The following is a 23,920-nucleotide window of genomic DNA, read 5'->3' on the forward strand; positions in this document are numbered from 1 at the left end:
TCTGCGAATTTAAAAAAGCTGTTTTAATGAATTGCCCACGGTGAAGTGGGCATATAAAAGAATTATTAAAATAGAACAGTATTATTTCATTCTTAATATCTGATCTAAATCTTGCGCACATTCCTCAAGGGTATAGGCCATATCGAGTTGCATCTGGGGGCGAAGTTCATTGGCGAGTTTGCGCCATTGGTCTATCAGTCGCTGTGCTTTTTGAATTTTATGTTTGTTAATGTCTTTAGCAATGGTTGGGGTGTAGCCACCACGTTTGGCATTCTTGATCTGTTTAACATAGTTCTGGCTGTTATCCATGTTCTCTCCCGAATAGCAGTGATTTATGTGAAAAGTCTTTTTTATAAGTTTTGATGGATCAAGTTAAGGTTAAAGCAATAGCGTTTCATTTCGATGATGCATACAGGTTGGAGGAGTACTTAAGATTTTGTCTGATTGTCTCCCTTATTGTGTGATAATTTTGTTTTAACATGGACTTAAGTAATTGTCTTTAGGCTATAAAATTTCAATTTGTAAAAATATATGTCGCTTTTTAAATATAGTAGACGCGACATAACAATGTATTGAAATAGATAATGAAGAAAAATATTAAGCGTACGAAGGATAATTTAGACGGAATTTTTTTCAAAATAACTTCAGCTCAGAACATAATAATGAATTTTCAATCACAGCTTTCAAGAATACCTAGTCATAAAAAAAGGTTTAAATCATTCAGATTTAAACCTTTTTCGTACTACATTGGAATGTAGCTTAAATACTGGCGGTGAAAGAGGGATTCGAACCCTCGATACGCTATAAACGTATACACACTTTCCAGGCGTGCTCCTTCAGCCACTCGGACACTTCACCTTATGCGCGGTGGATAATAGCGAAAAAACATAATTCTGCCAAGAGAAACAATTGATTTAGAGAAAATCTCAACGACCGGTGCTATGATTCGCAAAAATACTGTCTAAATTGAAGACAACAATATGCAAAGTACTGCACAAAAGGCCGCACTGCCCGCCATTACCTTGGCAGCTTTGGGCGTAGTATTCGGTGACATTGGTACCAGTCCATTATATGCACTGCGTCAATGTTTCCTCACAGCACATTTAGCCATTAGCGAGGCTTCCGTGCTAGGCATTCTGTCCCTGATTTTCTGGTGCATTATGCTGACTATTAGTTTTAAATACGTCACCATTATCATGCGTGCAGATAACAATGGCGAAGGCGGTATCATGTCGCTGTTGGCCTTAAATCTGCGAACGACACGTATTGCTGAAAACAAAAAAATCTATTTGATTGCACTTGGCTTTATTGGGGCATCATTGTTTTTTGGTGACGGCATTATTACACCTGCTATTTCGGTTCTTTCTGCTATCGAAGGTTTAAGTATTGCAACGCCAATGTTCAATCAATGGTTACAACCTTTATCGATTGGTATTTTGGCGGGTCTGTTTCTTGTGCAGCGCCATGGTACAGGAACGATGGGTAAATTCTTTGGCCCATTAACCTTATTGTGGTTCTTATCAATTGGTGGCTTTGGTCTATGGAGTATTTCTCAAACGCCATTTGTCTTGACCATGATTAGTCCACATTGGGCAATTAATTTCATTGTACATCAGCCTTATGTGGCGTTCTTAACTATGGGCGCGGTGATTTTGACCATGACCGGTGGTGAGGCTATTTATGCTGATATGGGGCATTTTGGTCGTTTACCGATTCGATTGGCATGGTTCATTGTGGTGATGCCATGTTTGCTTTTGAACTATGCAGGTCAAGGCGCGCTTTTACTCCGTGATCCAGAAGCACTCGCCAATCCGTTTTATATGCTCATCCCTGAATGGGCGTTGTATCCGATGATTGCCTTAGCAACGGCAGCAGCGGTGATTGCATCACAGGCGGTGATTACTGGCGTATTTTCAATGGTCAATCAGGCGATTCAATTACGTTATTTACCACGCTTAACTGTACGTCACACGTCTGAAGTTGAACGTGGTCAGATTTATTTGCCTTTCATTAACTGGGCATTATTTATATCTGTACTGATTTTGATTTTGCTGTTTGAAAATAGTGCTAACTTAGCCAGTGCTTATGGTGTAGCTGTGACCATGACCATGTTATGCGGTACTATTTTGATATCGGTTTTGGCATATGGTTTATGGCGATGGCCGGTATGGAAAGTGGCTATTTTTGCAGTACCGTTTTTATTGATTGATTTGATCTTCGTAGCATCAACATCTTTAAAAATTGCAGCGGGTGGTTGGGTGCCAATCTTGATTGGTGCGGTATTGTTTACCATTTTAATGACTTGGAAAGATGGTCGTGAATTGGTCTTGAAACGCCTAGGTAAAGATGCATTACCAATCGATTTGTTCATTCGTAGTGTAAGCATGGGTGAAGAAACCAAGTTTGTTCCGGGTGATGCCGTATTCTTAACAGGTACGCCAGATATTGTGCCGCATGCCATGCTGCATAATATTAAGCACAACAAAGTGCTGCATGAACGCAACATTATGGTCACTGTAAATACCCGTGATGTTCCTTATGTGCCTGCAGCAGAACGCGTACAAACTGAAAAATTGGATGATCGCTTCTATCGCATTACCATGTATTACGGTTTTAAAGATCAACCTAATATTCCTGCAGCATTACAACACGCCTACGAGGAATTGGGTTTTGAATTTGACTTGATGCAAATTAGCTTCTTTATTTCGCGTGATCGAATCATTCATACCTTGGGCGAGGGCATGGCGCCTTGGCGTGAAAAACTGTTTATTTCTATGCAACGTAATACCAGTCCAGTCAGCGATTTCTACCAAATTCCAACCAACCGTGTGGTTGAGTTAGGCAGTCAAATCGAAATCTGATCTGTATTTAGATTTGAGTAATAAAAAAGCCAGGTTTTCCTGGCTTTTTTATTGGACTCATTCTGTTGCCTTTTCCTGGGAGGAGTATGCGAGCAAGGTAACAGAATGAATTGGGTAAATTGCTTAATGCAATATTTTTGAATGTGTTAAAGCAGATCTTAATTCACTGTTGAATCGATATCAGCAGATTCAGGTGCTGCTTGAATAGATTCATCTGCTTGTGGTGCTTCTGGTGAAGCTTGAATGGCATCATCGCTTACATCAGTTTGTGGTTGAGCTTGAATTGCACTCTCAGTAGTTGCTGCATTTGGTGCTTCAGGTGCAGCCATAAATGCATCTTGCTGTGCTTGAGGAGCTTCTGGTAACGCAGCAGATTCAACATCAGCATTTACTGGAGTATTTGCTGATGAGGCAATAATCGGTGCTGCATTCGCTTCAGTAGCAGCAGGTGCTGGTTGCTGTGCTAACTCAGGAGCCGCTTCATTGACTACAGCTTCAGCTTGTTGACTAGCGGTAATGGCAGCTTCTTGGTGAGCTACATCAGTTTGTGGTACAGCCGTTAAGTTCTGATCCTCTATAGGAAGACTATTTTGGGCGTCAGCTGTTGTTGGTTCTGCTTGAGCAGGTTCAACGGCAGTTGCATTCGGATCAATTTGGCTCGCTTGCGCTTGATCAGGGTTTAATGTTTGGTCAGCAGAGGATGCAGTCACGTCAGCAGCTTCAGCAAGTTTAATTTGACCACTTGCCACTAGCTCTTCAATAGAACCGGGTTGACCATTGACTGTCGTCACCACTTTCACTTTAGATAAGCTTTCTAAAGTATCGCCTGGTTGAATCGGTGGCTCTGCAAAAGCGGCGGCACTCATTAAACCTGAAATCAAACCTAAACCTAAAATCTTAGAATGCATAATCACTCCGTATATTTTTATCGCAATTTTTCGTATTTTTACCTTGTCATGTTTTTCTGTGTAAATTCAATCAAACATACGGAACTGTTTAACGACCTCTTATAAAGGCTTGTACAACTGCGACAAAACGTTACATCGACTGTTGCTTTGTTAAGCAATATTTGTTCGATTGTTAAGCAAATTAAAAAAGAAAAGTGTACTAAAATTCGTACCCTTGTTAAGCTGCGGAAAAATAGTCCTTTTTAGATGTAATTGTTGTAAACCATGGCAAAAAAGAAACGTAGTTCATCAAATCCCTTGTCTCAATTGTTTGGTCAGAACGGCATAAAAGTGCTGCTGGGGTTGGTGGCGATAGGAAGTTTCGCAATTGCCTTTGGACAAGAAAAAATACAACAATTGGTTTCGATGTCTTCATCATCGAATAGTGCTTGTTTGGATCAGTTTTATCGTGAAGTACCGCCATATTTAGTTCGTGACAGTTTACATAAAAACAGTTTTCCACTGTGTTTTAACGGCTTTAATGTCATGTATTCTGGTATTTCCAAAACGCCGCTTTGGGTCGCTGAATCACTGACACCTGTGCGCTTAAGCCAAAAAATTCCCCGTGAAGATAATTTCCATGAAGAGACTCGAGTCCCTTCAGAATACCGCGCGACACTTGCAGATTATAAAGCGACAGGCTATGACCGTGGGCATATGGCCCCGAATGCCGATATGCCAAACAAAGCGGCTCAATTAGATAGTTTTTCATTGGCAAATATGGTGCCACAAGCGCCAAAAAATAATCAGCAAGTATGGCGTGAATTGGAAGAAGCAACACGTGCATTGGTCACAAAACAGAAGCAAGATGTTTACGTTGTGACTGGGCCAGTTTATAGCGCGAAAAAACTGAAGACGATCGGTAAGGGTGTGATTGTTCCTACGGCAACCTACAAGGCCATCTACTTGCCGAAAAAAGGTGTTGCTGGCGTGTATTATGCAGATAATACCCTTAGAGATACGGCTCCCACAGTCAAGATCATGAGTATCTGTGCCTTAGAGGAATTAACGGGTATTAATGTCTTCCCTGAATTGACTGAAGACCAAAAGCGCAATACCTATCGTTTGCCATTGAAAGCAACTCAAGTCAAACAGAACCAAGAGATTGCATATTTACATTGGGATGCTGAAAGTTCGTGTGCCGATGAAGTCAGTCCCGATAAAATAACAGCGCTGCAAAAAGAGTTTAAATCGAGTGGGGGCCGTATAACTTCAGACACGGGTAGTGATGCGTCCAATAACAACAGCAGCCAAGATGCAATTTTGAAACAGTTGATTGAAGAATTATTGCAATATCTGCTGCAAATTTTGAAATAAAGCGGTGTATTTTCTACCAGACTTTTTATGCTTCAGACTTGAATACAATGCCAAGTTAACGCTAAATTGGACATTCAAGTTTCTAAAACTGTGGGCTTAATCCGCTTTCATGGTACGCACATTTCAAGTGGCAACACGATAACAAGGACAACAATTAGATGTTTAAACCCTATGAAAATGGCAGTGAATCCCATTCGATTCATGATTTAACCTTAGAAAATGGTGAAGACCGGATTAACCTCTACGGTAATTTACAACTCACCAAGGATCAGGCCGGTTTGCAAGCGGCCAAAGCCTTACAACAGTTTATTAATCAAGTGGTATCAGCTCTTGAAGCACAGACAGACTTGCCTGAAAAAATACAGCAAGGCGAAAATGACAATGAAGTGGAAAATCCATTTTTATAAGTCAGAGATTTAAATAGATTGAATTCCTAATTGAAAAAAAAGCTCACTGAAAGTGAGCGTTTTTGATGTGTAGTGACATTATAAAAAGTGTAAATTTACTTTAAGACTCTTTGGCCATCACTTTATAAATGACCGCACCAATCACAGCACCCACAATTGGTGCAACCCAGAATAACCAAACCTGAGACAGTGCAGCAGTTTCTGCAAAGAATGCAACGCCCATACTACGTGCAGGGTTCACAGAGGTGTTAGTCACAGGAATACTGATTAAGTGAATGAGGGTAAGTGCAAGACCAATCGCGATTGGTGCAAAGCCTGTAGGCGCTCGCTTATCTGTTGCACCCATAATGACAATCAAGAACATGGCAGTCAGTACAATTTCAATCACCAAGGCAGACATCATTGAATATTTACCTGGAGATAATTCACCGAAGCCATTGCTTGCGAAGCCACCAACGCCTGTGAAGCCTGCTTGGCTTTGTACAATAATGTATAGAATAAATGCCGCTAAGGTAGCACCAATTAATTGAGAAATAATGTAGGGTGCAAGCTCTTTTGCTTCGAAGCGACCACCCGCTCAAAGGCCGATACTGACTGCAGGGTTAAAGTGTCCACCTGAGATATGACCGAGTGTATAAGCACCTGTAAGCACGGTCAAACCGAAGGCAAGGGATACACCTGCAAAGCCGATGCCCAGTTCTGGGAATGCAGCCGCGAGTACCGTACTACCACAACCACCAAACACTAACCAAAATGTACCGATTAATTCGGCTAAATATTTATTCATTGCTGACTCCAATTGTTTTTGTCATTTATCTTTGTTTCGTTCTCATGTTTTTAAAAACATAAAAAGCTGCTGCAGCTGTTTCTAACGCAACGTAATGCGCATAGGTTTAACGGATTTTTAGCTAAATCTCAATGAAAAAATGATAACTGTGTCACATTATTGCATGTGCGGTCTAGTCTGCTGCTGTCGCCATTGCTGTGGTGTTTGGCTTCGCCATTGTTTAAATGCACGTTGAAATGCGCTTTGTTCTGAATAGCCGAGTAGTAGCGCAATTTCTTGTAAGCTTAAATGTGGGTCACGCAGAAACGCTTCTGCCATCATGCAGCGAACTTCTTGCATACGTTGTTGATAGGTGGTGCCTTGTTGTTGTAAATGGCGTTGTAATTGACGTACAGATAAATTCAGTTGTAGTGCAATATGTTCAATTTGAAATAAGTTTTTTTGTAAGCCCATTAATATGGCTTGCTGCAAACGTTGGTCAATTTGCGTGGTATTCGGCAGTTTTTCTAACAGCGATTGAGCTTGTTGCATCAGCAACTTTTGTAAGGTCTGATCGCCTTGAGCAAAGGGGCGAGAAAGCTCTTGAATCGGTAAAATGACTTTGGACTTTTCTTGGGAAAAGCGAACCTTGCAGCGAAAATATTGTTCATATTGTGCGACATTTTTAGGTGCAGGATTATGAAAATGAACTTCATGCAAACAAATGTCTTCAAAGCTCATGAAGTGTTTTAAAAATTGCAGCATGAGCGCAATAGCGACTTCGTCGGTTAATTGATTGGCCATATTTAAAGGCAGATCATTCCAACCAATAGAGAAATAATCATTTTGAACCTCGACCTGCAAAGGGCTACCATCAAAAATCAAACGGTGAAAATCGTGATAGCGCAACATGGCTTCGCCGAGATTTTCACATGACAAGGCAATGTAGGCAATAATGCCAATATGTTTGGGTTGAACCAGTTCGGCAATCTCTAAACCCAATGCAGGCTTATTTAATTGCTGATCTAATTCCATTAATAAATCACGCCATACTACATATTCAAAACGTTCTAAGTTTTGGATATTTTTTAATTTTTCAGTAATGGCAATGCCATTGGCTTGATGGTAAGCATAGAGTAAATGCCCAAGCCCACCATAGACCGAGCCGGTGTAGTCCTTTAGCTGTTGCATGTTTTTCTAATTCTAAATTTTGTCGTGTTTTGTCAATAATATTGAAAAAAATGGTCAATATCTAGACTTTTTCATTGCCTATAGTCAAAAGAAGACGAGGAGATGAAAGTCATGTGGAAAGGATTTATTGCAGGATTAGTGGTTGCCAATGCCTTTGAGTGGGTTGCGCATAAATATGTATTACATGGTACCCATCGTGCGGGACAACCACGCTATAGTCCCGTACCCAACAGTATGAAATCCCACTGGGAACATCATCGTGAAGTGCGTAAGACCGATTTTGAAGACTATGGTTATGTAGAAGGGATCAGTAATTGGCGAACCAAAAATGAAATATTGTCCTTGGTCGCTGTTGCAGGTGTATTTGTACCTTTATTTTATCCTGTTTCAAAAGGGATGAGTTTGTCTGTTCTGTATTGTGCAGGCAATTATTACTATATTCATCGCCGCGCACATTTGGAACCTGAATGGGCGAAACGCAAAATACCGTGGCATTATGATCATCATATGAACTCAAATCAGGATGCTAATTGGTGTGTGACTAAGCCTTGGTTTGATTACATTTTAGGGACGCGAGTAATTTCATCAGCTGACTTAAAAGAACAGAACCCTTCGGGCATTGCTTTACCTACAATACTTGCTCAACCTTTAAATAAAGTGGTTGAGCGTATTTTCCCTGCAAAGTGGGTAGAAGCAAAACAGGTCAAAACTGTGACTGCAGTAAAAGTTGAAACGGTTTGAATCATTTCTAGTATTGTTTAAAAAATCGTGAAATTGATTAGCACTCATGTGCTGTACTGTCGTGATTTGTCAATAAAATATGAATCTATTGTCAATCTTTACTAGACAAAGTTGCTTATATTTGAAGTATCAGAAGGCGAGACACGACTGGCCGGATGATGTTGCTATGTATATTTTTTAGTTGTTTAAGTACCGAACCAAGTGCTGTAGTTTTTCTTGGTTTATAGGGAGTCCTTGAGGCTCCTTTTTTTTATGATTAATTTGGGGAAGGGTGTAATTCTGTGAGTATTAAGCGTCCATTCCAATCATGAATGTCGCTTGCATAACGAAAACAATAAGAATGACCCGATTGTAAATATTGCAACTGCGGAATGTGTTGGAAGGCGATCGGATCACCATTAAATTCTAAAAATTCAGAATGTGCTGTTTTGAATTGAAATGCTGTTTCAGATTGCTGTTTGCGACTAATATTGAATTGAATTTGTCGAACAAATACAGCGCATGTAGTTGTTTGTTGAGGTGTATCTAATGCTTTTTGATAGTTTGACTCAAGATATTGATCTAAGCCAAATAAATACATATACATAAAACCGCAGATCATCAGCAAGATGATCATAGATTGCGTGTTTTGGCTTATTTTAAGTCCATAAGCAACTAGGCCAAACAACAGCAAGCTACCTAAGCCCGCAAGAAATAGTGCAGTGTCTAAGTACATGATGAATCAAAAAAAGAGCGTATAGACGCTCTTTTTTACACAGATTTAAAGCAAGGGTCAATTAAAGACGCATTTCAATCCCTTGTTCTGAAAGGTATTTCTTAGCTTCTGGAATGGTGTGTTGACCAAAGTGGAAGATTGAAGCAGCCAGAACCGCATCTGCCCCACCTTTTAAAATACCGTCGGCTAAATGTTGTAAGTTACCCACACCGCCAGAGGCAATTGTTGGAATGGTGACACGGTCATTGATGTTACGCATCAGTTCAAGGTCATAACCCGCTTTGGTACCATCTGCATCCATTGAGGTCACTAATAATTCACCCGCACCGAAGTCAGCCATTTTTATAGCCCACTCAATAGCATCAATACCTGTTTCTTTACGGCCACCATGGGTAAAGATTTCCCATTTATTTTCGCCCGTTTTCTTGGCATCAATGGCAACCACAATACACTGTGCACCAAAACGTTGAGATGCTTCTTGTACGAATTCTGGGTTATAAATAGCGGCAGAGTTAATGCTGACTTTGTCCGCGCCAGCGTTTAGCAATAAACGGATATCTTCAACTTTACGGACACCGCCACCGACAGTCAGTGGAACGAACACAGATTCCGCCATACGCTCAACCGTACGGTAAGTGGTATCACGGCCATTTGAAGTAGCAGTAATGTCTAAGAAGGTGATTTCATCTGCACCTTGTTCATTATATCGACGAGCAACTTCTACTGGATCGCCTGCATCACGAATATCAAGAAATTGAACACCTTTCACTACACGACCGTTGTCTACGTCGAGGCAAGGAATAATACGTTTAGCAAGCATAATTTTTTCCAAAAATAACAGCCGATTATGAAACTTCGCGACTTAGATGCTACACCTTAGTAGTCGGAGCGGTTATTCTATCAAAAATATGTAAGTTTTTTCGCAGGTTTTCTATGTCGGTTTATACCACTTTGACTTTAAAGGAAGTTCAGGATTTTGCAGCGCCTTATCAATTGGAGGTGATTGACCTGATTCCGATTCAAGGGGGTATTCAAAATACCAACTATTTTATTGTCTGTAAAAATGGCAGTCAGTATGTTTTAACCGTGTTTGAAGAAATGGATGAGCAGGGTGCAGGCGAGTTGGTGCCGGTACTTGAGCACTTGGGGCAAGCCGGTTTAGCCGTACCTGTGCCATTGAGTCATTCAGGTAAAGCGATTCATAGCTTAAAAGATAAACCGGCACAGATTGCGCCGCGTATGCAGGGTCAACACCCGATGCCAGCAACGTTGGCACAAGCTGAAGCGATTGCAGTTGCACAAGCGAAAATGCATGTGGCATTACAAGACTTTCCTTTAGAACGTGCTGAATATCGGGATCATGCCTATTGGTTACAGGTATCACGAGATATTCGTCCAAGCTTGAACGACGCCGATACCATGTTGTTGAATAATCTTTTAGGTTTGTATGATGTGCTCACAGCCATGTATCCAAACCGTCCGAAAGGTTTTATCCATTCTGACTTGTTCCGTGACAACACTTTATTTGACGGTGATCAACTCAACGGTATTTTAGACTTTTACGAACTAAACAAAGATGAGTTGCTGTTTGATATTGCCATTACCTTAAATGACTTCTGTACTGAATATCCAGATGTACATTTGAATGAAGAAAAAGCCATTGCCTTTTTAAATGCCTATGAAACAGTGCGTCCATTAACAGCAGATGAAAAGTCATGTCTTGAGTTATATCTGGCGATGGCCGCAGGCCGTTTCTGGATGATGCGTTTACAAGTGGCACAGAAAAATGCAGCGCAAGGGCGTACTGGAAATGATATTTTGCAGAAAAACCCAGATGAAATGCGTAATATGTTGATTGAACGACTAAAATTTGTAACTGCTTAAACTTAAAAATAACGTGAGGGAAAAGTATGCGTGATCAGGGGCGCTTAGTAGAGTGGTTTGATGATAAAGGCTATGGTTTTATTCAACCCAACGACAGCACCAAAGATCGCGTATTTTTGCATATCAAAGACTTTTCCCGTCCAGGGCCACGTCCTATTGTGGGCTGTGCCTTGGACTACGTGGTGATTTTAGATGAGCGTGGACGCTTTCGTGCACAGCAAGTGCATTATTTAAAGGCATCACAAACACAGCCAAGTCGACGTCCGCAGAAAAAAAATATCGTCAACATGCCGCGTAAAGCTGCGCCGATGCAAATTGTCTGTGTTATCTATATTTTGGCACTGGCTGGCTTATGTGTTGCAGGTGTGCTCAGTGGCATGGTGCTGTTATTCATCAGTATTATGAATGCGCTTAGTTACTGGTTTTATGCGCAAGACAAAGAGGCTGCACAGTTGGGGAACCGACGTGTTCCAGAAAATACCTTACACATCCTTTCATTTTTAGGTGGCTGGCCTGCGGCCTGGTTGGCGCAGCAACGTTTGCGACATAAAACACAAAAACAACCGTTTCGTAAAATTTATTTCTGTACCATAGTCTTTAACATATTACTGATTTTATGGCTGATTTCACCTTTTAACTTGCTACATATTTAAGGTGAAATGGACTTAAAAATAAAATGACGGGGAGTCAAATGAACTATTCCATTGATAAAGATCCAAACCGCCTATTAACTATTATTTTGTACATTCTTTATATTGTTGCGATTTTTTCTGCTGGGCTATTGGCTATTTTGGCATTGATTATTAACTATGTGAAACGTAGTGATGTCCGTGGTTCAATTTTTGAAAGTCATTTTACTTGGCAAATTCGTACGTTTTGGTGGTATCTGATTTGGAACATTATTGCTTTTGTACCATTTATTTTCCTATTCTTTACCGGCAATAATGCCAACGCCTTTGCTGGTGTTGCTTTAGGAGCGAGTACATTCTGTGTTGCGGTGATTGGCTTGTCATGGATTTGGATTGTCTACCGTGCCATTAAAGGTTTAATTCGTGTGAATGATAACCGTCCAATGTATGATTAAAAAATTTCGGTATATTCAAAAAAAGCGGCTGATGGGCCGCTTTTTTCATTTTAAAGGTGAGAGATTTGAGCTACTTACGCTTTAACCACTTAGGTCGCCATTCACTAACTATCACGCCGAACACTACAAACAAGCCACCAAGTAAAGCCAAAGGAGTTAAGCGTTCACCGGCAATCCGTCCAATCATGGCAGCCCAAACGGGTTCACCGGCATAAATAATCGCAGCTTGAGCAGGATCAACTATGCGCTGCGCCCAGTTCATGACCAATTGAATAACTGCACTCGCTAGTCCTAAAGCACATAAAACCGCGATTAACTTCCATTCAAAAACGGGTAATGTGGTTTCACCAATCATCGGGGCAAAGCAAAAACAAAATAGAGAGGCAAATGCCAATTGCAAGACGGTTACGCGGCGTAGGTTCACACGATTTGCAAAGTAACTGATCAAGATGATTTCAAATGCTATCGCAATTGAGCCGAATAGGGTAATCAGTTGGCCAAAACTTAGATGAATCGCGCCAAAGCCGTTCCCCGTTAAAAATACCAAACCGATGAAAGCACAGCTAGCACCTAACCACGTCATTAAATGTGGGGTGTTTTTAAAACAAAGCCACATAAAAAATGGTACTAAAGGGACATATAGCGCGGTCAAAAAAGCTGATTCACTACTGCTAATCGTCTGTAAACCTACAGTTTGTGTGGCATAGCCGATGGCAATAACAGCACCAATGCTCGCTCCAGCAATCAAATCCTGTTTAGAAAAATGCTTCAGATATTTTAAGGAAAGCAGGCTCACCGCAATCGTAGCAGCAGCAAATCGCAGCCCAACAAACAAGACTGGGCTACTAAAATTTAAGCCATATTGAACCGTAATAAAGCTCGCACCCCATATGACAGTAATTAAAATGAGCGCAATTTGTGGTGCTTTCTGTGAGAGCGTGGCGGGAAACATAGTGAAAAGCTGATAAAAATTTAAGGCACATATTGTCTTATTTTTATTAAATGTGCAATATATTGCACAATTCTCATAAAGATTGATCCGATGACCAATTCAACGCATGTGCTAAAGCATGTTGCATCTAATTTAAAACATTACCGAGATGCTAAGAATCTTACGCAGCAACAATTGGCTGATTTGTCCGGCGTGAGCCGACGTACCATCGCAGGTTTAGAGTCGGGTCAGGACAATATTAGTTTAGCGAAGTTGGGTTGGCTGGCAGATGTGTTAGAGGTCAGTTTTGTGGACTTGGTTCGTGCTGCCGCACAACCTGCTGAAAGGATTCATGAGCAACTTTGGCAAGGGCAAACCAGTCAGAGTTATGCCAAAATTTTATCGAGCTGTCAGGCTAAACAGCATGTAGAAATGTGGGAATGGTCTTTAGCACCCAATGAAATTTATTGTGCTGAACCTGATCCGGCTGGTTGGCATGAAATGATCTTTGTGATTGAAGGTCAATTAACCTTGGATCTCAATAATCAACCTGTCACATTCAGTGCAGGTCAAAGTCACGTCTATGCCAGTGATGTGAATTATCGTTATATCAATTCAGGTTCGACCGTCGTACGTTTTATGCGAAATTGTGTGAATTAAGCCTAAGCCATTCAAATCGAGTATAAAGTTAAATTATTGGCATAAAAAAGAGGTCAAAAGACCTCTTTTTTACATAAGCAATGCTTAGAACGCTTGGTCATCCCACAAAGCTTGCGCTTCACGTAGGTTTAATGTGCCTTCATAAATTGCACGACCTGTAATCGCCCCTAAAATACCCGGTTGGCCTTTTAAATTGCGGACATCATCAAGGTTAGTTACGCCACCTGATGCAATCACAGGTAAACCTGAATATGTAGCCAAATTCACAGTTTGTTCAATGTTCACACCTTGCATCATGCCATCACGTGCAATATCGGTATAAACGATGCTTGAAACGCCAGCATCGGCAAAACGTTTTGCAAGATCAGTTGCTTTCACATCTGTCACATTTGCCCAACCATCCGTTGCAACCATGCCATTCATGGCATCGATACCAACAATGATATGACCGGCAAATTTCTTACATGCTTCTTCGACAAACTCAGGTTCTTTTACTGCTTTTGTACCAATGATGACAAATGATACGCCAGCATCTAAGTAATGTTCGATGGTTTCGAGTGAGCGGATACCACCACCAATTTGAATTGGCAGTTCAGGCTGAGCTTTCGCAATGGCTTCAACTACAGGTTTATGAATTGGTGTACCAGCGAAAGCACCGTTTAAGTCAACCAAATGTAAGCGACGCGCGCCTTCATTTACCCAATGCTGTGCAGTTGCCACTGGATCGTCAGAAAATACGGTATCGTCTTCCATACGACCTTGCTTTAAACGGACACATTTGCCATCTTTCAGGTCAATTGCAGGGATGATCAGCATGCTTTCGCTCCTTGCTCAATCAAAATAAGAATGAATTTGTGCTTAATCTTATCAAATAAACGCTGATTCACTAAAGGCTAATATCAGAATTACACAATTAAAAAAGCCTGAACGATGTCAGGCGGATGGAAAGTTATTCTTTGATTTTATTTTTATTCACGCAAAAGGCGCATATTTCTTTCTGATCGGTTAGGTGTAGCTTGTGGTTTGCAACAAATCTGTATTGAGCGATTGAAGTAGTGAACCGACGTCATATAAGGCATGATTGAGAGCAGTGGAGGTTTCGCCTACAACATTGACAATGTCACCGACTACTGGAAGTTCAGATGCAACTGAGGTAATGGGTGCAAGGTCGTCAATTAAAGCATCTACGGTACCTGATACATCGTGTACGACGCCACCAACACTGCCTAAAGGATCACTTAATACCCCTGTTAATAATTCAGTGGGATCAATACTGGCAACATAATCGCCTGTCTCCGCCAATAAGCCAGTCAAATTGTCTGTGGTTTCGCCGACAGCATTCAATATTCCTCCTAATACTGGAACGTCAGCAAGACTGTCTGTGATTGGTGCTGCAACACCAGCAATATGATCTACTAAGCCCGCGACTTCTGTTACTGTTTGTCCAACAAGGTCAGTGACACCATTAAGCGTTGTTTGTACGCCTCCAATTAAGTCACCCGTTGCCAATTGATCTGCTACAGCATGCAGGCCATCACCGAGTGTGCTCACTAAATTGTTTTCAATAGTTAAGACTTTTTCAATGCTGCTACCAATAATTGGCAGTTCAATCAGTGCTTCAGTTATAGGCGCTGTTAAGTGGCTGACCGTGTCTAAAACGGTATCTACAGTATCCAAGACTGTATTTAAAACTAAACTGACAGCTTTGCTAATGCCTTGTAAAGCCAGGCTTAATACACCGCTAATTTTTCCTGTAAATAAGTTCAGCATGTGATGGTTCTCCAAGTCTTTAAAATAAAATGTTGTTATGTATTTGGCAGACTTGTTTTAGCAAAATGCGAAGCGTGAAAACAAATTATAAAAATATATAAAGTAGAAGAAAAATCATGTGATTAGGATGGAAAATTCAATGCGATCAAGAGATTATGTGAATTTAAATACAAGTGTATATTAATGTAATTTATTTAATAAAAATCAATCATATAATTGTACTTAAATGGTGCATGTGGACATTTTTATTAACCCATACATGATTCATGGCAAAGCAAAATATAATTGTCTTGGTCCGAATACAACGTAAATACGGCATTGCAGAATAAAACTCGACTGAGTTCAGATTAGTGTGAGTGCAATAAGCTGGTGCAAATTGCCGTTACAGGGCAGTTACATTTTGTGGGTGCAATAAATCCTTATTTTTATTATGGTTTATTTGATTTGTTGGGTCTAATACGTAGCTTTAAAGAGGTATTTGGAATGGTTTTAGGCAAGAGTCCACGTTGTAATAATTCTTCGAATACCAGTACTGGTGCATAGGCATCTGCTGCTGCATAACGAATTTGTTCTGGGCTTAAGCGTTTTTTGGCCCAATTAGAAGTGCTGACTGATTTAGACTTCGGAAAATTGACAGCAAAAAGCAACGCCATGGCATTTTTTAAACCTACAGGCTGGGTTAAACCAAAAGATGTAAAGCACTTAGAAAGTTCTAAGACACTATTAAGCTCAACACTTTTTTTACGAAATAAATGTGCATCATTTTTTAAGCCAAAGCCAACTTTGATTTGATCGCGATTACTAAAAATCGGTTTTAAAAATGTCCATGTTTCTTCATTCATTTGAAATAGCCACGCATACTGTGCAGTTGCCAATTGAATTAAATGAGGCCCAGTTGAAACTTCGCCTTTATTGAAGATTGGTTTTGACTCAGAGTCAAAACCCAGTACGGCTGCTGTATTTAGTTGTTCTGCCCAAGTTAGACACTGTTCTAAGCAGTGAATCACATGAATTTGTTCGAAAGCTAAATTTTGAAAAAGTGGAAAGCTTTTAATTTGTTCTTTAGATGGCAAAATTTGCGGTTGTACAGCATCGTTCATGAGTATTCATTCAAGATTTTATCTGTTGAGCCTAGTCAGTTTAAACCTGAAAAGCAATCAAGCTGTTGTGGGTGAAACTTACATACTAAATGCATTTATACCGCGCTGAAGGTGATTCAAAGCGGTATATATTTACATCAATGAAGTAGGTTAATTAAAAGAAATATTTAAGGGTAAAGTGTAGGTTAACCAATATTAATAAGAATAGACCTAAAAATAAAAAGGCCAAAACCACTTCCCATGTTTTTGATTCACGTGGCTCGCCATATTGATTGGCAGTTGCAGTACCCGGGATGAGTATGATTACAATAAACATAATGATATTGAGCAATGGGATCAGCTGTAAAAGCGCAAACCAGCCCGACATATTGAAGTCATGTAAACGACGCGCTGAGAAAATCATCAAAGGAATTAAAAGTAAAATATTAAAACCAAGTGCAAAGCCTTGTAATATCGGATTTTCAGCATAAGCCATTAAGGTATTCATGGTATTTGGCATCATAATAACAATGACCAGCATCACTAACGTCAGCATCAGACCATAAAAGGTATTCCAACCGATAAATGACATGCGATTAAACCGACCGTCACGGTTCCAGCCAGAGTTTATATTGGGTGAATTATTCATATTTAATGATCTTAAATTATCTTAAAAAGTATTGTTATCATTCATTTTTAGACACAACTAATGAGCTAAAAACGACATAAAAATGTGAAAATGGGAGGATTTATCCTGAACATAAAAAGCGCGTTGATTATAAAGGCAAAGTATAAAAAAGCTCATCTGAGTGAGCTTGTCTTAGAATATGTGTTGCTGTTTATGCAGATATACACGACATATAAGGATTATTCTTGAATCGTAGCTTGTTGTGATCGGATCACATAGTCTTGGTAAGACGGAACCATGATCGCAGCGAGTATGCCAATAACAAACACGACAATATACAAAACTGCCAGCACTGTTTCCCAGCCTTTGGTCGGGCGTGGTTATCCAAATGTATTGCTACCGCTATTACCAGGGGCAAATAATACATAGAGCGCAAACAAAATATTCAGCACAGGGACTAAGATTAGTAGGGCAAGCCATCCAGAATGGTCACGGTCATGTAAACGTCGAATTAAGAAAATAACGCTGTAATAAATCGCAATGGCGTACATGATAAAGAAAATAATCATGAGTGGCGTCGACATTGCTCCTTCAGTAAGGCTATTTTGAGCGCCGGGAGTGAGTAGGGCGACCACAACAGCAATCAGCATAAAAATAATGCCGAGGAGTAGATTCCAAGCAAGATAAGCGCGACGGCTAAAGCGACCACTGGCTTGGGTAGGTGAGTCAGATGTGAATGTATTCATTATTATTCCTAGACTTTGGTATTTTTATAAGTAGGCAAATTCTAAAATGAATATCTATAAAATAAAAGTATGAAAAATAAACATTATAAAAAAGCCCGCAAGGTGCGGGCTTTTTTGGATGGGACGGAACTTTAAATATCCCATTCCACAAAGTTTTTCAGCAATTGTAGACCCGCTGTATGACTTTTTTCTGGGTGGAATTGTGTCGCAAACAAGTTTTCCTTGTGAATTGCGGTACAGAATTGCAAACCATAGTCACAGGTAGCAGCAACAATAGCTGGATCTTTCGGTTCAACATAGAAGCTATGTACAAAGTAAAAACGTGCATCTTGTTCAATGTTTTTCCACATTGGATGGCTTGGATCAGCTTGATGTACTTGGTTCCAGCCCATGTGTGGAACTTTTAAACCGTCTACATCAGGAAAACGTTTTACCACACCTTCAAAAATACCGAGTGCATCTGCACCACCATTTTCTTCAGAGTGTTGCATCAAGGCTTGCATACCCACACAGATTGCGAGTACAGGCTTATTGAATGCAGCATTGCGAACAACTTCATCAATACCCGCTTCATGCATCCCTTGCATGCAATCACGCATTGCGCCTACACCAGGAAATACAATTTTATCTGCTTGAGCAATCAGCTTTGGATCATTGGTCACATCAACCGTTGCACCGACGTGTTCGAGTGCTTTTGCAGCTGAGTGAAGATTTCCCATGCCATAGTCAAGAAGGGCAATACGGGTCATTACAATGTTCCTTTGGTTGAAGCGACAGTATTCTCTGCACGAGGGTCAATTTCACATGCCATACGAAGTGCGCGTGCAAATGCTTTAAACACACTTTCAATTTGGTGATGGCTGTTTTTACCTTTTAAGTTATCAATGTGTAGCGTCATTAACGCGTGGTTCACAAAGCCTTGGAAAAACTCAGAGAATAAGTCAACGTCAAATGTACCAATACGAGCACGTGTAAATGGAATATCCATCCATAGGCCTGGACGACCAGATAAGTCAACCACCACACGGCTTAACGACTCATCAAGCGGTGCATAAAAATGACCGTAGCGTTTTAAGCCCTTTTTGTTGCCAAGTGCTTGTGCAAACGCCTGTCCGAGTGTAATACCACAGTCTTCTACGGTATGATGGTCGTCAATTTCAAGATCACCATCACAATGAATATCAATATCAAACAGACCATGTCGCTTGATTTGATCAATCATATGATCTAAAAATGGAACACCAGTGTTTAAAGTGCCTTGACCAGAACCATCAAGATTCACGCGAACTCGAATTTTGGTTTCGTTAGTGTTTCTTACTACTTCACTGATACGATCGGTCATAGACACGTTCCTCAAATACGTCAAAATGATTGATGTAAAAATGTTTTCGCCGTGACGAAAAGTCACCGCATATTAGATTGCTCAGGAGGGTTTATCAATGCCTATTACCGTACATGCCTATACTTCTTTAGAAAATGATGAAGTGCGCAGCCAGCTTGAGCGACTGTATGACACGAGCCCAGAATTTAGCGACGGTTCAGATGCCATTGAACAACTTGAGCAGAACTTAGCTCAGTATACCTTAGTTTACACTGCAGAATTTAATACAAAATTGATTGGTGCCATTTGGTGTAGCGGCCAAGGTGAAAGTAAAACCTTGGAATATATCGTAGTACATCCAGCTAACCGAGGCCGCGGTGTTGCAGAACGTCTAGTGAGTGAAGCGACACGTATGGAAGAAGAAAAAGGTGTAAAAACCTTCGAGCCAGGTTGTGGCGCGATTCATCGTTGTTTAGCACACATTGGTAAAATTGACGCAGCTGAATAAAGTTCAGTGTTTAAAAGACAGCCTCCGAGCTGTCTTTTTTCGACTGAATAATTAAATTAACTCAGATTTAAATGTAAATAAGACAAAAAGTAAGCGATTAGTGTGAAATATTGATTTAAAAATAAACATTTGAGAAAAAAGCCCATGCTTATGCTTGACGGCATCCAGCTTAAATTGTTTAATACGCCCCATCGGCGTGATAGCTCAGTAGGTAGAGCAACGGATTGAAAATCCGTGTGTCCCCAGTTCGATCCTGGGTCTCGCCACCATATTCAAAACTGATTTTCAGTTTATCAATCCCTGATCCCATCAGGGATTTTTTTTGCCTAAAATTTATGCATACAAAAAATATTTTTATAAATATGATTGACTAATTAACTGAGATACGGCTTAATACACCGCATCGGCGTGATAGCTCAGTAGGTAGAGCAACGGATTGAAAATCCGTGTGTCCCCAGTTCGATCCTGGGTCTCGCCACCATATTCAAAAAAACCTCAAACATTGTTTGAGGTTTTTTTTCGTCTCAGATTTAGTTTTGTTGATCAATTGTGCAATGCAACTAATACAATCGACCGAATATAATTTGACCGATAGCTAAAAAATTTTAAAAAATATAAGGTATGACGATGAATATGAAAAAAATAGTAATGGCTTTAACCGTAATGACAAGTGCTGTATTAACGGCATGTGGTGGTGGAAGTAGTGGCAGTTTTAATTCTTCATTTGAAAAAGAATTTACTTTTGGTACTCAGACATATATTTGTCGCAGTGAAAAAGCAGCAAATGCGTGTGGTGGTGCGAGTCAAGATTGTTCAGCATGTGATCTTAAAACACCATCTACAAACGTGATTACAGCAGTATGTGCTGAGCCTATAGCAAATACCCATAAAGTGACAACAGCTGGCTGTGTATTAAAGCTCACGAATGATACTCAGACAGGTATTTGTACCTCAGAAGGATTAAGATTGTTGTCAGGTAGTAATCTAACCAAAGAACAACTGAATAAGGGGGCTTTATTTACCAGTGGAAGTCTGAAAATAACGCTCGCTAATAATGTAACTGAAACAATAACGTGTAATTAAAAACGATGAAATTTTTGATGCCAATAGCGATTGGCCTCGTCTGTTTTGGATTGGGTTATTTCATAGCCCCATCCAATACTGCATCTGAACCCATCGTTATAGAAAGTAATAACGATCAGACAGGGAATCACTTTATTCAAAATTTTCAGCAACATATACCGGTGCAATCTGAAAATAATATTGAATTACAACAGCAACTAAAAAATCAAATGACTCAAGTGAATGCAGTCATTGATCAGGCGACATCAAAGCAAATGGATCAATATTTGCAGCAAGCATTTTCTGGGTATGATTTATCGGCCATTCGAAACAAGCATGAATTTGCAAAGCATTTAGTGGGTGAGTTTGTTGATGCTAAAAATAAACCTGACGAGCCAATGAGTGGACGAGCCACGGTTATGGCACACCAAGAGTATGGGGGCGAAAATGTATTACCACGTGATATTTACAAAGGACAACAGCTATTTGCTCACTTTGATACATTAGGTAAAACACCGAGTAATGAACAAGTTTTTGTACGCTGGAGCAATCAAACTACTGGAGAAGTGCTATTTTTTATGCCGCAGCGGGTAAGTGCTCAGCGTGAGAAAAATTGGGTAAGTTTCAACCCTGTCGCAGGTTGGAAGCCCGGTCATTATGATGTGAAATATTATCAAATGAATGATCAATTGGAACCCATTGCACAAACGAGCTTTTATATTCAGAACGTGATTCAGTAAGTTCACACATCATTTTTACTTTAATGCTATGACTTAAGTTCAAGTTTTAAGCAGTAAAAACTGTATTAGACTGATGAAAAATAACCAATGAATATTCTAAATGAAAGATCTCTTTTCTGATGATAGCAAACAATATCAACGTGCTCGGCCGGATTATTCTCCAGCTATCGTGGAAACGATATTAAAATATGTAAATAGACGAGAGCTGGCTTGGGATTGTGGGGCAGGTTCTGGTCAATTTACCCAACGACTGGCTCCCCATTTTCAACAAATCTTAGCGACTGATTTAAGTGCAGCTCAATTGGCGGAGGCTCCGCATTTAGCCAATGTACATTATGAGGCTGCTCAAGCAGCTGAGTGTCCTTTGCCAAGCCAAAGCGTGGATTTAGTGACGGTAGCACAAGCGATTCACTGGTTTGATTTTGATAGTTTTTATACCGAAGTAAAACGCGTACTTAAAGCTAATGGCGTGATTGCAGTCATTGGTTATGGTTTGATTCAAGCGGAACAAACAGAATTGAATGAGCTGCTCCAACAATTGTATTTCGAAACTTTAAAGGGGTATTGGGATGCAGAACGTCGCTATATTGATGAAAGCTATCAAACGATTCCTTTTCCGTTTCATGAATATACAACGCCGACATTGAGTTTGGATTATGCATGGCCCGCTCAGCAGATATTGAATTATCTACAAACATGGTCAGGCTTAAAACATTATCAAAAGCTGCATCCCGAGCAACAGCCTCTTGCAGCATTGCTCGATTTTTTTCAGCAGCAGAATAAGCAACAATATCAGTTACATTTTCCAGTTCTATTACGCATTGGTAGCGTATCTCAACAATGAGTTTGAAATTAACCTAGCTAAATATACTCGGTATTTTGATTTTGAATTCAAAATGTAGATAAAAATGTGTTCCAAAAAAACTAACACTTTGAATTCAAAATTAAACGTGTACTCATGAAAGCATAATATGCCGTTTGTCGGGCTTCAAAACGTAAAATTGATGATTTGTTGTACAATATAGACTTCAAAATGCACTATTTGGTGCTTCACTTTTTCGTCAATTTGCTCGGAATTCAACATGATGACTCTCCCAAAATCTGTTGCCGTTTTGCTTTTTGCTAGTGCCACTCTTTCAGCATCATCTACTTTTGCTGCAACGAATACAGATGAACAGCAAGAAGCGATACAAATGCCTGCTTTAACCATTATGGCAGAGCGTGAAATGCGTGCTGAAACTGGTATTGTTGAATATCAAGAACAGGTCGATCGTCGTAAAGCATTACAGCACCGTGTCATGGAGCTTGAGCGTGACACGCAAAATAAAGGTGTCGATGCAACGATTGTATCGAACATGGATATTTTACCTGCCGCAGCAATGCCAGACATGTCCAATTTATCGCCTTTGATGCAGCAACACGTGTTAGATATTGCTGCAGGTCTTCAATCTTCCGATCCACGCAATGGTCTGTATATTATGTTGCAGCCGTTTGGTATCGATCGTAATGCAACTTCGGTACAAATTAGCCGTGACCAAATAAACATGGGTACGATTGATCGCCAATTGAATATCAACCCGAAAACATCGCCATAACATTCATTTCATTCTACAAAACGTAAAAGGAAATTCATGCTTAATCCATGAATTTCCTTTTTTATGTGTTTGCTGCAATGATCATTGGAGGGGCGTTTGATTTTGAGAAAAGTAGATTTGTTTATTTTATCGCCATCTTTTTATATTTTTGGTTATGATAATCAAAAGGGGATTCGGAGCTGAATATGCCGCGTATCTTTATAATTTTAGCTTGTGCCACCGTGCTGGTTTTTGGTTGGATGTTTTATCAATATTCAGCCCAACAAAAAGAAGCCGCTCAATTTGATGCTTATCAAGTTGTTTTACTTGAAAAGACAGAACAGATATTTAAGCAGGCACAGAATTGGGAAAAACCGATTGAGATAGATCTGTCAGATGCTCGCTTAAAGGGTGATTATAAAGTCATGTCCGACTTTATTTTAGGCCAAATGCTGCAACGTGCTGAAGCGCGTAATCAATATATTCGTGATTTAAAAGCTCTGAACTGGGACAAATTCCTCGACATAGATCGATTGGTAAAAGATAAGAAAAACAACTACCAAGAAACCGAGCAAATGTTGCAACAGGTTCATGCTGTGGTAGATGCTTATGAGCAAAAAACGACGCAGCAAGAAGAAAATGCCTTAGAACAAGCGAAGCATTTACCCGTGAAGAATATTTTTAGGCAACAAATGACCCAAAGTTTAAGAGATAGCCGTGATAGTGATGAATCTCATGCTTTATTTGATTTGGAAAAGCAAAGTCTTGCTAAGGCAGATGAAATTTTTAAGGTGATCAAAGTACATAAATGGGAAAAGAAAAATAAGTTGTTTATGTTCTATGAAGATGAGCCATTGAAGCAGTTTAATCAGCTTTATAGCGAGATGCTGCAACTGAATACGCAAATGGATCAGATTCGACAAAAGAACAGAACGGAGTTGAAACAAAAGCTTTAGAGAATTGTCATCTAACTTTCAAATAGGTTGGC

The 23,920-nt window shown here is 40.0% G+C and carries 27 protein-coding genes, 3 tRNA genes and 1 pseudogene; 16 read left to right on the forward strand and 15 right to left on the reverse strand.

All coding sequences use genetic code 11. The features are described from left to right. Positions 1-81 precede the first annotated feature (81 nt). Positions 82-309 carry a hypothetical protein gene (locus tag FTT84_RS00090; RefSeq protein WP_067761514.1) on the reverse strand — a complete coding sequence of 76 codons (228 nt, stop codon included), beginning with the start codon at positions 307-309 and terminating at the stop codon, positions 82-84. Between the two features lie 458 nt (positions 310-767). Beyond that, a tRNA-Ser gene (locus tag FTT84_RS00095) sits at positions 768-858 on the reverse strand. Positions 859-980: 122 nt separating this feature from the next. On the opposite strand from FTT84_RS00095, the gene FTT84_RS00100 reads away from it, so the two are divergent. Continuing rightward, entirely contained in the window at positions 981-2,861 is a 1,881-nt protein-coding gene (locus FTT84_RS00100; protein ID WP_067761512.1) for a potassium transporter Kup, read from the forward strand. A 158-nt stretch (positions 2,862-3,019) separates the two neighbouring features. Here the strand turns inward: FTT84_RS00100 and FTT84_RS00105 are convergent, their stop codons facing one another. Continuing rightward, entirely contained in the window at positions 3,020-3,769 is a 750-nt protein-coding gene (locus FTT84_RS00105) for a hypothetical protein (RefSeq protein ID WP_180079516.1), read from the reverse strand. 264 nt (positions 3,770-4,033) lie between these two features. Here FTT84_RS00105 and FTT84_RS00110 point away from each other — a divergent pair, with 264 nt between their 5' ends. Together FTT84_RS00110 and FTT84_RS00115 are read left to right on the forward strand one after the other, a co-directional pair. Then, positions 4,034-5,125, forward strand: coding sequence for a DNA/RNA non-specific endonuclease (locus FTT84_RS00110; RefSeq protein ID WP_180079518.1), 1,092 nt, complete (start codon positions 4,034-4,036; stop codon positions 5,123-5,125). Positions 5,126-5,283: 158 nt separating this feature from the next. Continuing rightward, positions 5,284-5,532, forward strand: coding sequence for a hypothetical protein (locus FTT84_RS00115; protein ID WP_067761505.1), 249 nt, complete (start codon positions 5,284-5,286; stop codon positions 5,530-5,532). A gap of 100 nt (positions 5,533-5,632) precedes the next feature. Here FTT84_RS00115 and aqpZ read toward each other — a convergent pair. Together aqpZ and FTT84_RS00125 are read right to left on the reverse strand one after the other, a co-directional pair. Then, a pseudogene (gene aqpZ / locus FTT84_RS00120) lies at positions 5,633-6,319 on the reverse strand (aquaporin Z). Between the two features lie 156 nt (positions 6,320-6,475). Next, positions 6,476-7,489, reverse strand: coding sequence for an AraC family transcriptional regulator (locus FTT84_RS00125; protein ID WP_067761503.1), 1,014 nt, complete (start codon positions 7,487-7,489; stop codon positions 6,476-6,478). Positions 7,490-7,600: 111 nt separating this feature from the next. On the opposite strand from FTT84_RS00125, the gene FTT84_RS00130 reads away from it, so the two are divergent. Beyond that, positions 7,601-8,230, forward strand: coding sequence for a hypothetical protein (locus FTT84_RS00130; protein WP_067761824.1), 630 nt, complete (start codon positions 7,601-7,603; stop codon positions 8,228-8,230). Positions 8,231-8,486: 256 nt separating this feature from the next. On the opposite strand, the gene FTT84_RS00135 is transcribed toward FTT84_RS00130, so the two are convergent. Both FTT84_RS00135 and hisF read right to left on the reverse strand, forming a co-directional pair. After that, the gene (locus FTT84_RS00135; protein ID WP_067761501.1) at positions 8,487-8,945 is read right to left on the reverse strand and encodes a hypothetical protein; all 459 of its coding nucleotides are present in this window, start codon (positions 8,943-8,945) and stop codon (positions 8,487-8,489) included. 61 nt (positions 8,946-9,006) lie between these two features. Next, positions 9,007-9,768, reverse strand: coding sequence for an imidazole glycerol phosphate synthase subunit HisF (hisF, locus tag FTT84_RS00140; protein WP_373684980.1), 762 nt, complete (start codon positions 9,766-9,768; stop codon positions 9,007-9,009). Positions 9,769-9,878: 110 nt separating this feature from the next. Here hisF and FTT84_RS00145 point away from each other — a divergent pair, with 110 nt between their 5' ends. Genes FTT84_RS00145 through FTT84_RS00155 form a run of 3 tightly spaced genes read left to right on the forward strand, consistent with a single transcriptional unit; the run spans position 9,879 to position 11,913 of the window. Continuing rightward, entirely contained in the window at positions 9,879-10,829 is a 951-nt protein-coding gene (locus tag FTT84_RS00145) for a homoserine kinase (protein WP_067761496.1), read from the forward strand. Positions 10,830-10,855: 26 nt separating this feature from the next. Continuing rightward, positions 10,856-11,482, forward strand: a complete 627-nt coding sequence (locus FTT84_RS00150) for a DUF1294 domain-containing protein (RefSeq protein ID WP_067761494.1) — start codon at positions 10,856-10,858, stop codon at positions 11,480-11,482. 38 nt (positions 11,483-11,520) lie between these two features. Next, on the forward strand, positions 11,521-11,913 hold the full coding sequence (locus FTT84_RS00155; RefSeq protein ID WP_067761492.1) for a hypothetical protein: 393 nt from the start codon (positions 11,521-11,523) through the stop codon (positions 11,911-11,913). 70 nt (positions 11,914-11,983) lie between these two features. On the opposite strand, the gene FTT84_RS00160 is transcribed toward FTT84_RS00155, so the two are convergent. After that, the gene (locus tag FTT84_RS00160) at positions 11,984-12,865 is read right to left on the reverse strand and encodes a DMT family transporter (protein WP_180079522.1); all 882 of its coding nucleotides are present in this window, start codon (positions 12,863-12,865) and stop codon (positions 11,984-11,986) included. A gap of 90 nt (positions 12,866-12,955) precedes the next feature. Between FTT84_RS00160 and FTT84_RS00165 the strand changes: the two genes are divergently transcribed. Then, positions 12,956-13,504 carry a helix-turn-helix domain-containing protein gene (locus tag FTT84_RS00165; RefSeq protein ID WP_180079524.1) on the forward strand — a complete coding sequence of 183 codons (549 nt, stop codon included), beginning with the start codon at positions 12,956-12,958 and terminating at the stop codon, positions 13,502-13,504. 84 nt (positions 13,505-13,588) lie between these two features. On the opposite strand, the gene hisA is transcribed toward FTT84_RS00165, so the two are convergent. The 7 genes from hisA to hisB form a co-directional block, all read right to left on the reverse strand. Beyond that, on the reverse strand, positions 13,589-14,320 hold the full coding sequence (hisA, locus tag FTT84_RS00170) for a 1-(5-phosphoribosyl)-5-[(5-phosphoribosylamino)methylideneamino]imidazole-4-carboxamide isomerase (protein WP_067761486.1): 732 nt from the start codon (positions 14,318-14,320) through the stop codon (positions 13,589-13,591). A gap of 189 nt (positions 14,321-14,509) precedes the next feature. Then, a complete protein-coding gene (locus FTT84_RS00175; protein ID WP_180079526.1) occupies positions 14,510-15,274 on the reverse strand; it encodes a hypothetical protein in 765 nt (254 codons plus the stop codon). A 428-nt stretch (positions 15,275-15,702) separates the two neighbouring features. Continuing rightward, positions 15,703-16,374, reverse strand: a complete 672-nt coding sequence (locus FTT84_RS00180; RefSeq protein WP_067761480.1) for a 3'-5' exonuclease — start codon at positions 16,372-16,374, stop codon at positions 15,703-15,705. A gap of 154 nt (positions 16,375-16,528) precedes the next feature. Next, positions 16,529-17,002, reverse strand: a complete 474-nt coding sequence (locus FTT84_RS00185; protein WP_180079528.1) for a DUF805 domain-containing protein — start codon at positions 17,000-17,002, stop codon at positions 16,529-16,531. A gap of 359 nt (positions 17,003-17,361) precedes the next feature. After that, positions 17,362-17,727, reverse strand: a complete 366-nt coding sequence (locus FTT84_RS00190; RefSeq protein WP_257223340.1) for a DUF805 domain-containing protein — start codon at positions 17,725-17,727, stop codon at positions 17,362-17,364. A 131-nt stretch (positions 17,728-17,858) separates the two neighbouring features. Then, positions 17,859-18,476, reverse strand: coding sequence for an imidazole glycerol phosphate synthase subunit HisH (hisH, locus tag FTT84_RS00195; RefSeq protein WP_067761470.1), 618 nt, complete (start codon positions 18,474-18,476; stop codon positions 17,859-17,861). Continuing rightward, positions 18,476-19,069 carry an imidazoleglycerol-phosphate dehydratase HisB gene (gene hisB / locus FTT84_RS00200; RefSeq protein ID WP_067761467.1) on the reverse strand — a complete coding sequence of 198 codons (594 nt, stop codon included), beginning with the start codon at positions 19,067-19,069 and terminating at the stop codon, positions 18,476-18,478. The genes hisH and hisB overlap by 1 nt, the downstream gene beginning before the upstream one ends. Positions 19,070-19,166: 97 nt before the next feature. On the opposite strand from hisB, the gene FTT84_RS00205 reads away from it, so the two are divergent. The 8 genes from FTT84_RS00205 (at position 19,167) to FTT84_RS00240 (ending at position 23,888) form a co-directional block, all read left to right on the forward strand. Further along, on the forward strand, positions 19,167-19,556 hold the full coding sequence (locus FTT84_RS00205) for a GNAT family N-acetyltransferase (RefSeq protein WP_067761464.1): 390 nt from the start codon (positions 19,167-19,169) through the stop codon (positions 19,554-19,556). Positions 19,557-19,749: 193 nt separating this feature from the next. Then, positions 19,750-19,825, forward strand: a tRNA-Phe gene (locus tag FTT84_RS00210). Between the two features lie 136 nt (positions 19,826-19,961). Further along, positions 19,962-20,037: transfer RNA gene (locus FTT84_RS00215), tRNA-Phe, on the forward strand. 146 nt (positions 20,038-20,183) lie between these two features. Further along, the gene (locus tag FTT84_RS00220) at positions 20,184-20,639 is read left to right on the forward strand and encodes a hypothetical protein (RefSeq protein ID WP_180079530.1); all 456 of its coding nucleotides are present in this window, start codon (positions 20,184-20,186) and stop codon (positions 20,637-20,639) included. 17 nt (positions 20,640-20,656) lie between these two features. Continuing rightward, on the forward strand, positions 20,657-21,358 hold the full coding sequence (locus FTT84_RS00225) for a hypothetical protein (protein WP_180079532.1): 702 nt from the start codon (positions 20,657-20,659) through the stop codon (positions 21,356-21,358). A 100-nt stretch (positions 21,359-21,458) separates the two neighbouring features. Then, on the forward strand, positions 21,459-22,202 hold the full coding sequence (locus FTT84_RS00230) for a class I SAM-dependent methyltransferase (protein WP_067761455.1): 744 nt from the start codon (positions 21,459-21,461) through the stop codon (positions 22,200-22,202). A 238-nt stretch (positions 22,203-22,440) separates the two neighbouring features. Continuing rightward, a complete protein-coding gene (locus FTT84_RS00235; RefSeq protein WP_245668187.1) occupies positions 22,441-22,953 on the forward strand; it encodes a hypothetical protein in 513 nt (170 codons plus the stop codon). Positions 22,954-23,138: 185 nt separating this feature from the next. Continuing rightward, positions 23,139-23,888: a hypothetical protein gene (locus FTT84_RS00240; RefSeq protein WP_180058878.1), complete on the forward strand. Its 750-nt coding sequence runs from the start codon at positions 23,139-23,141 to the stop codon at positions 23,886-23,888. The last annotated feature ends 32 nt before the right edge of the window (positions 23,889-23,920 follow it).

It is taken from the genome of Acinetobacter sp. YH01019, assembly GCF_013420285.1.
GTDB classification, from domain to species: domain Bacteria; phylum Pseudomonadota; class Gammaproteobacteria; order Pseudomonadales; family Moraxellaceae; genus Acinetobacter; species Acinetobacter gandensis.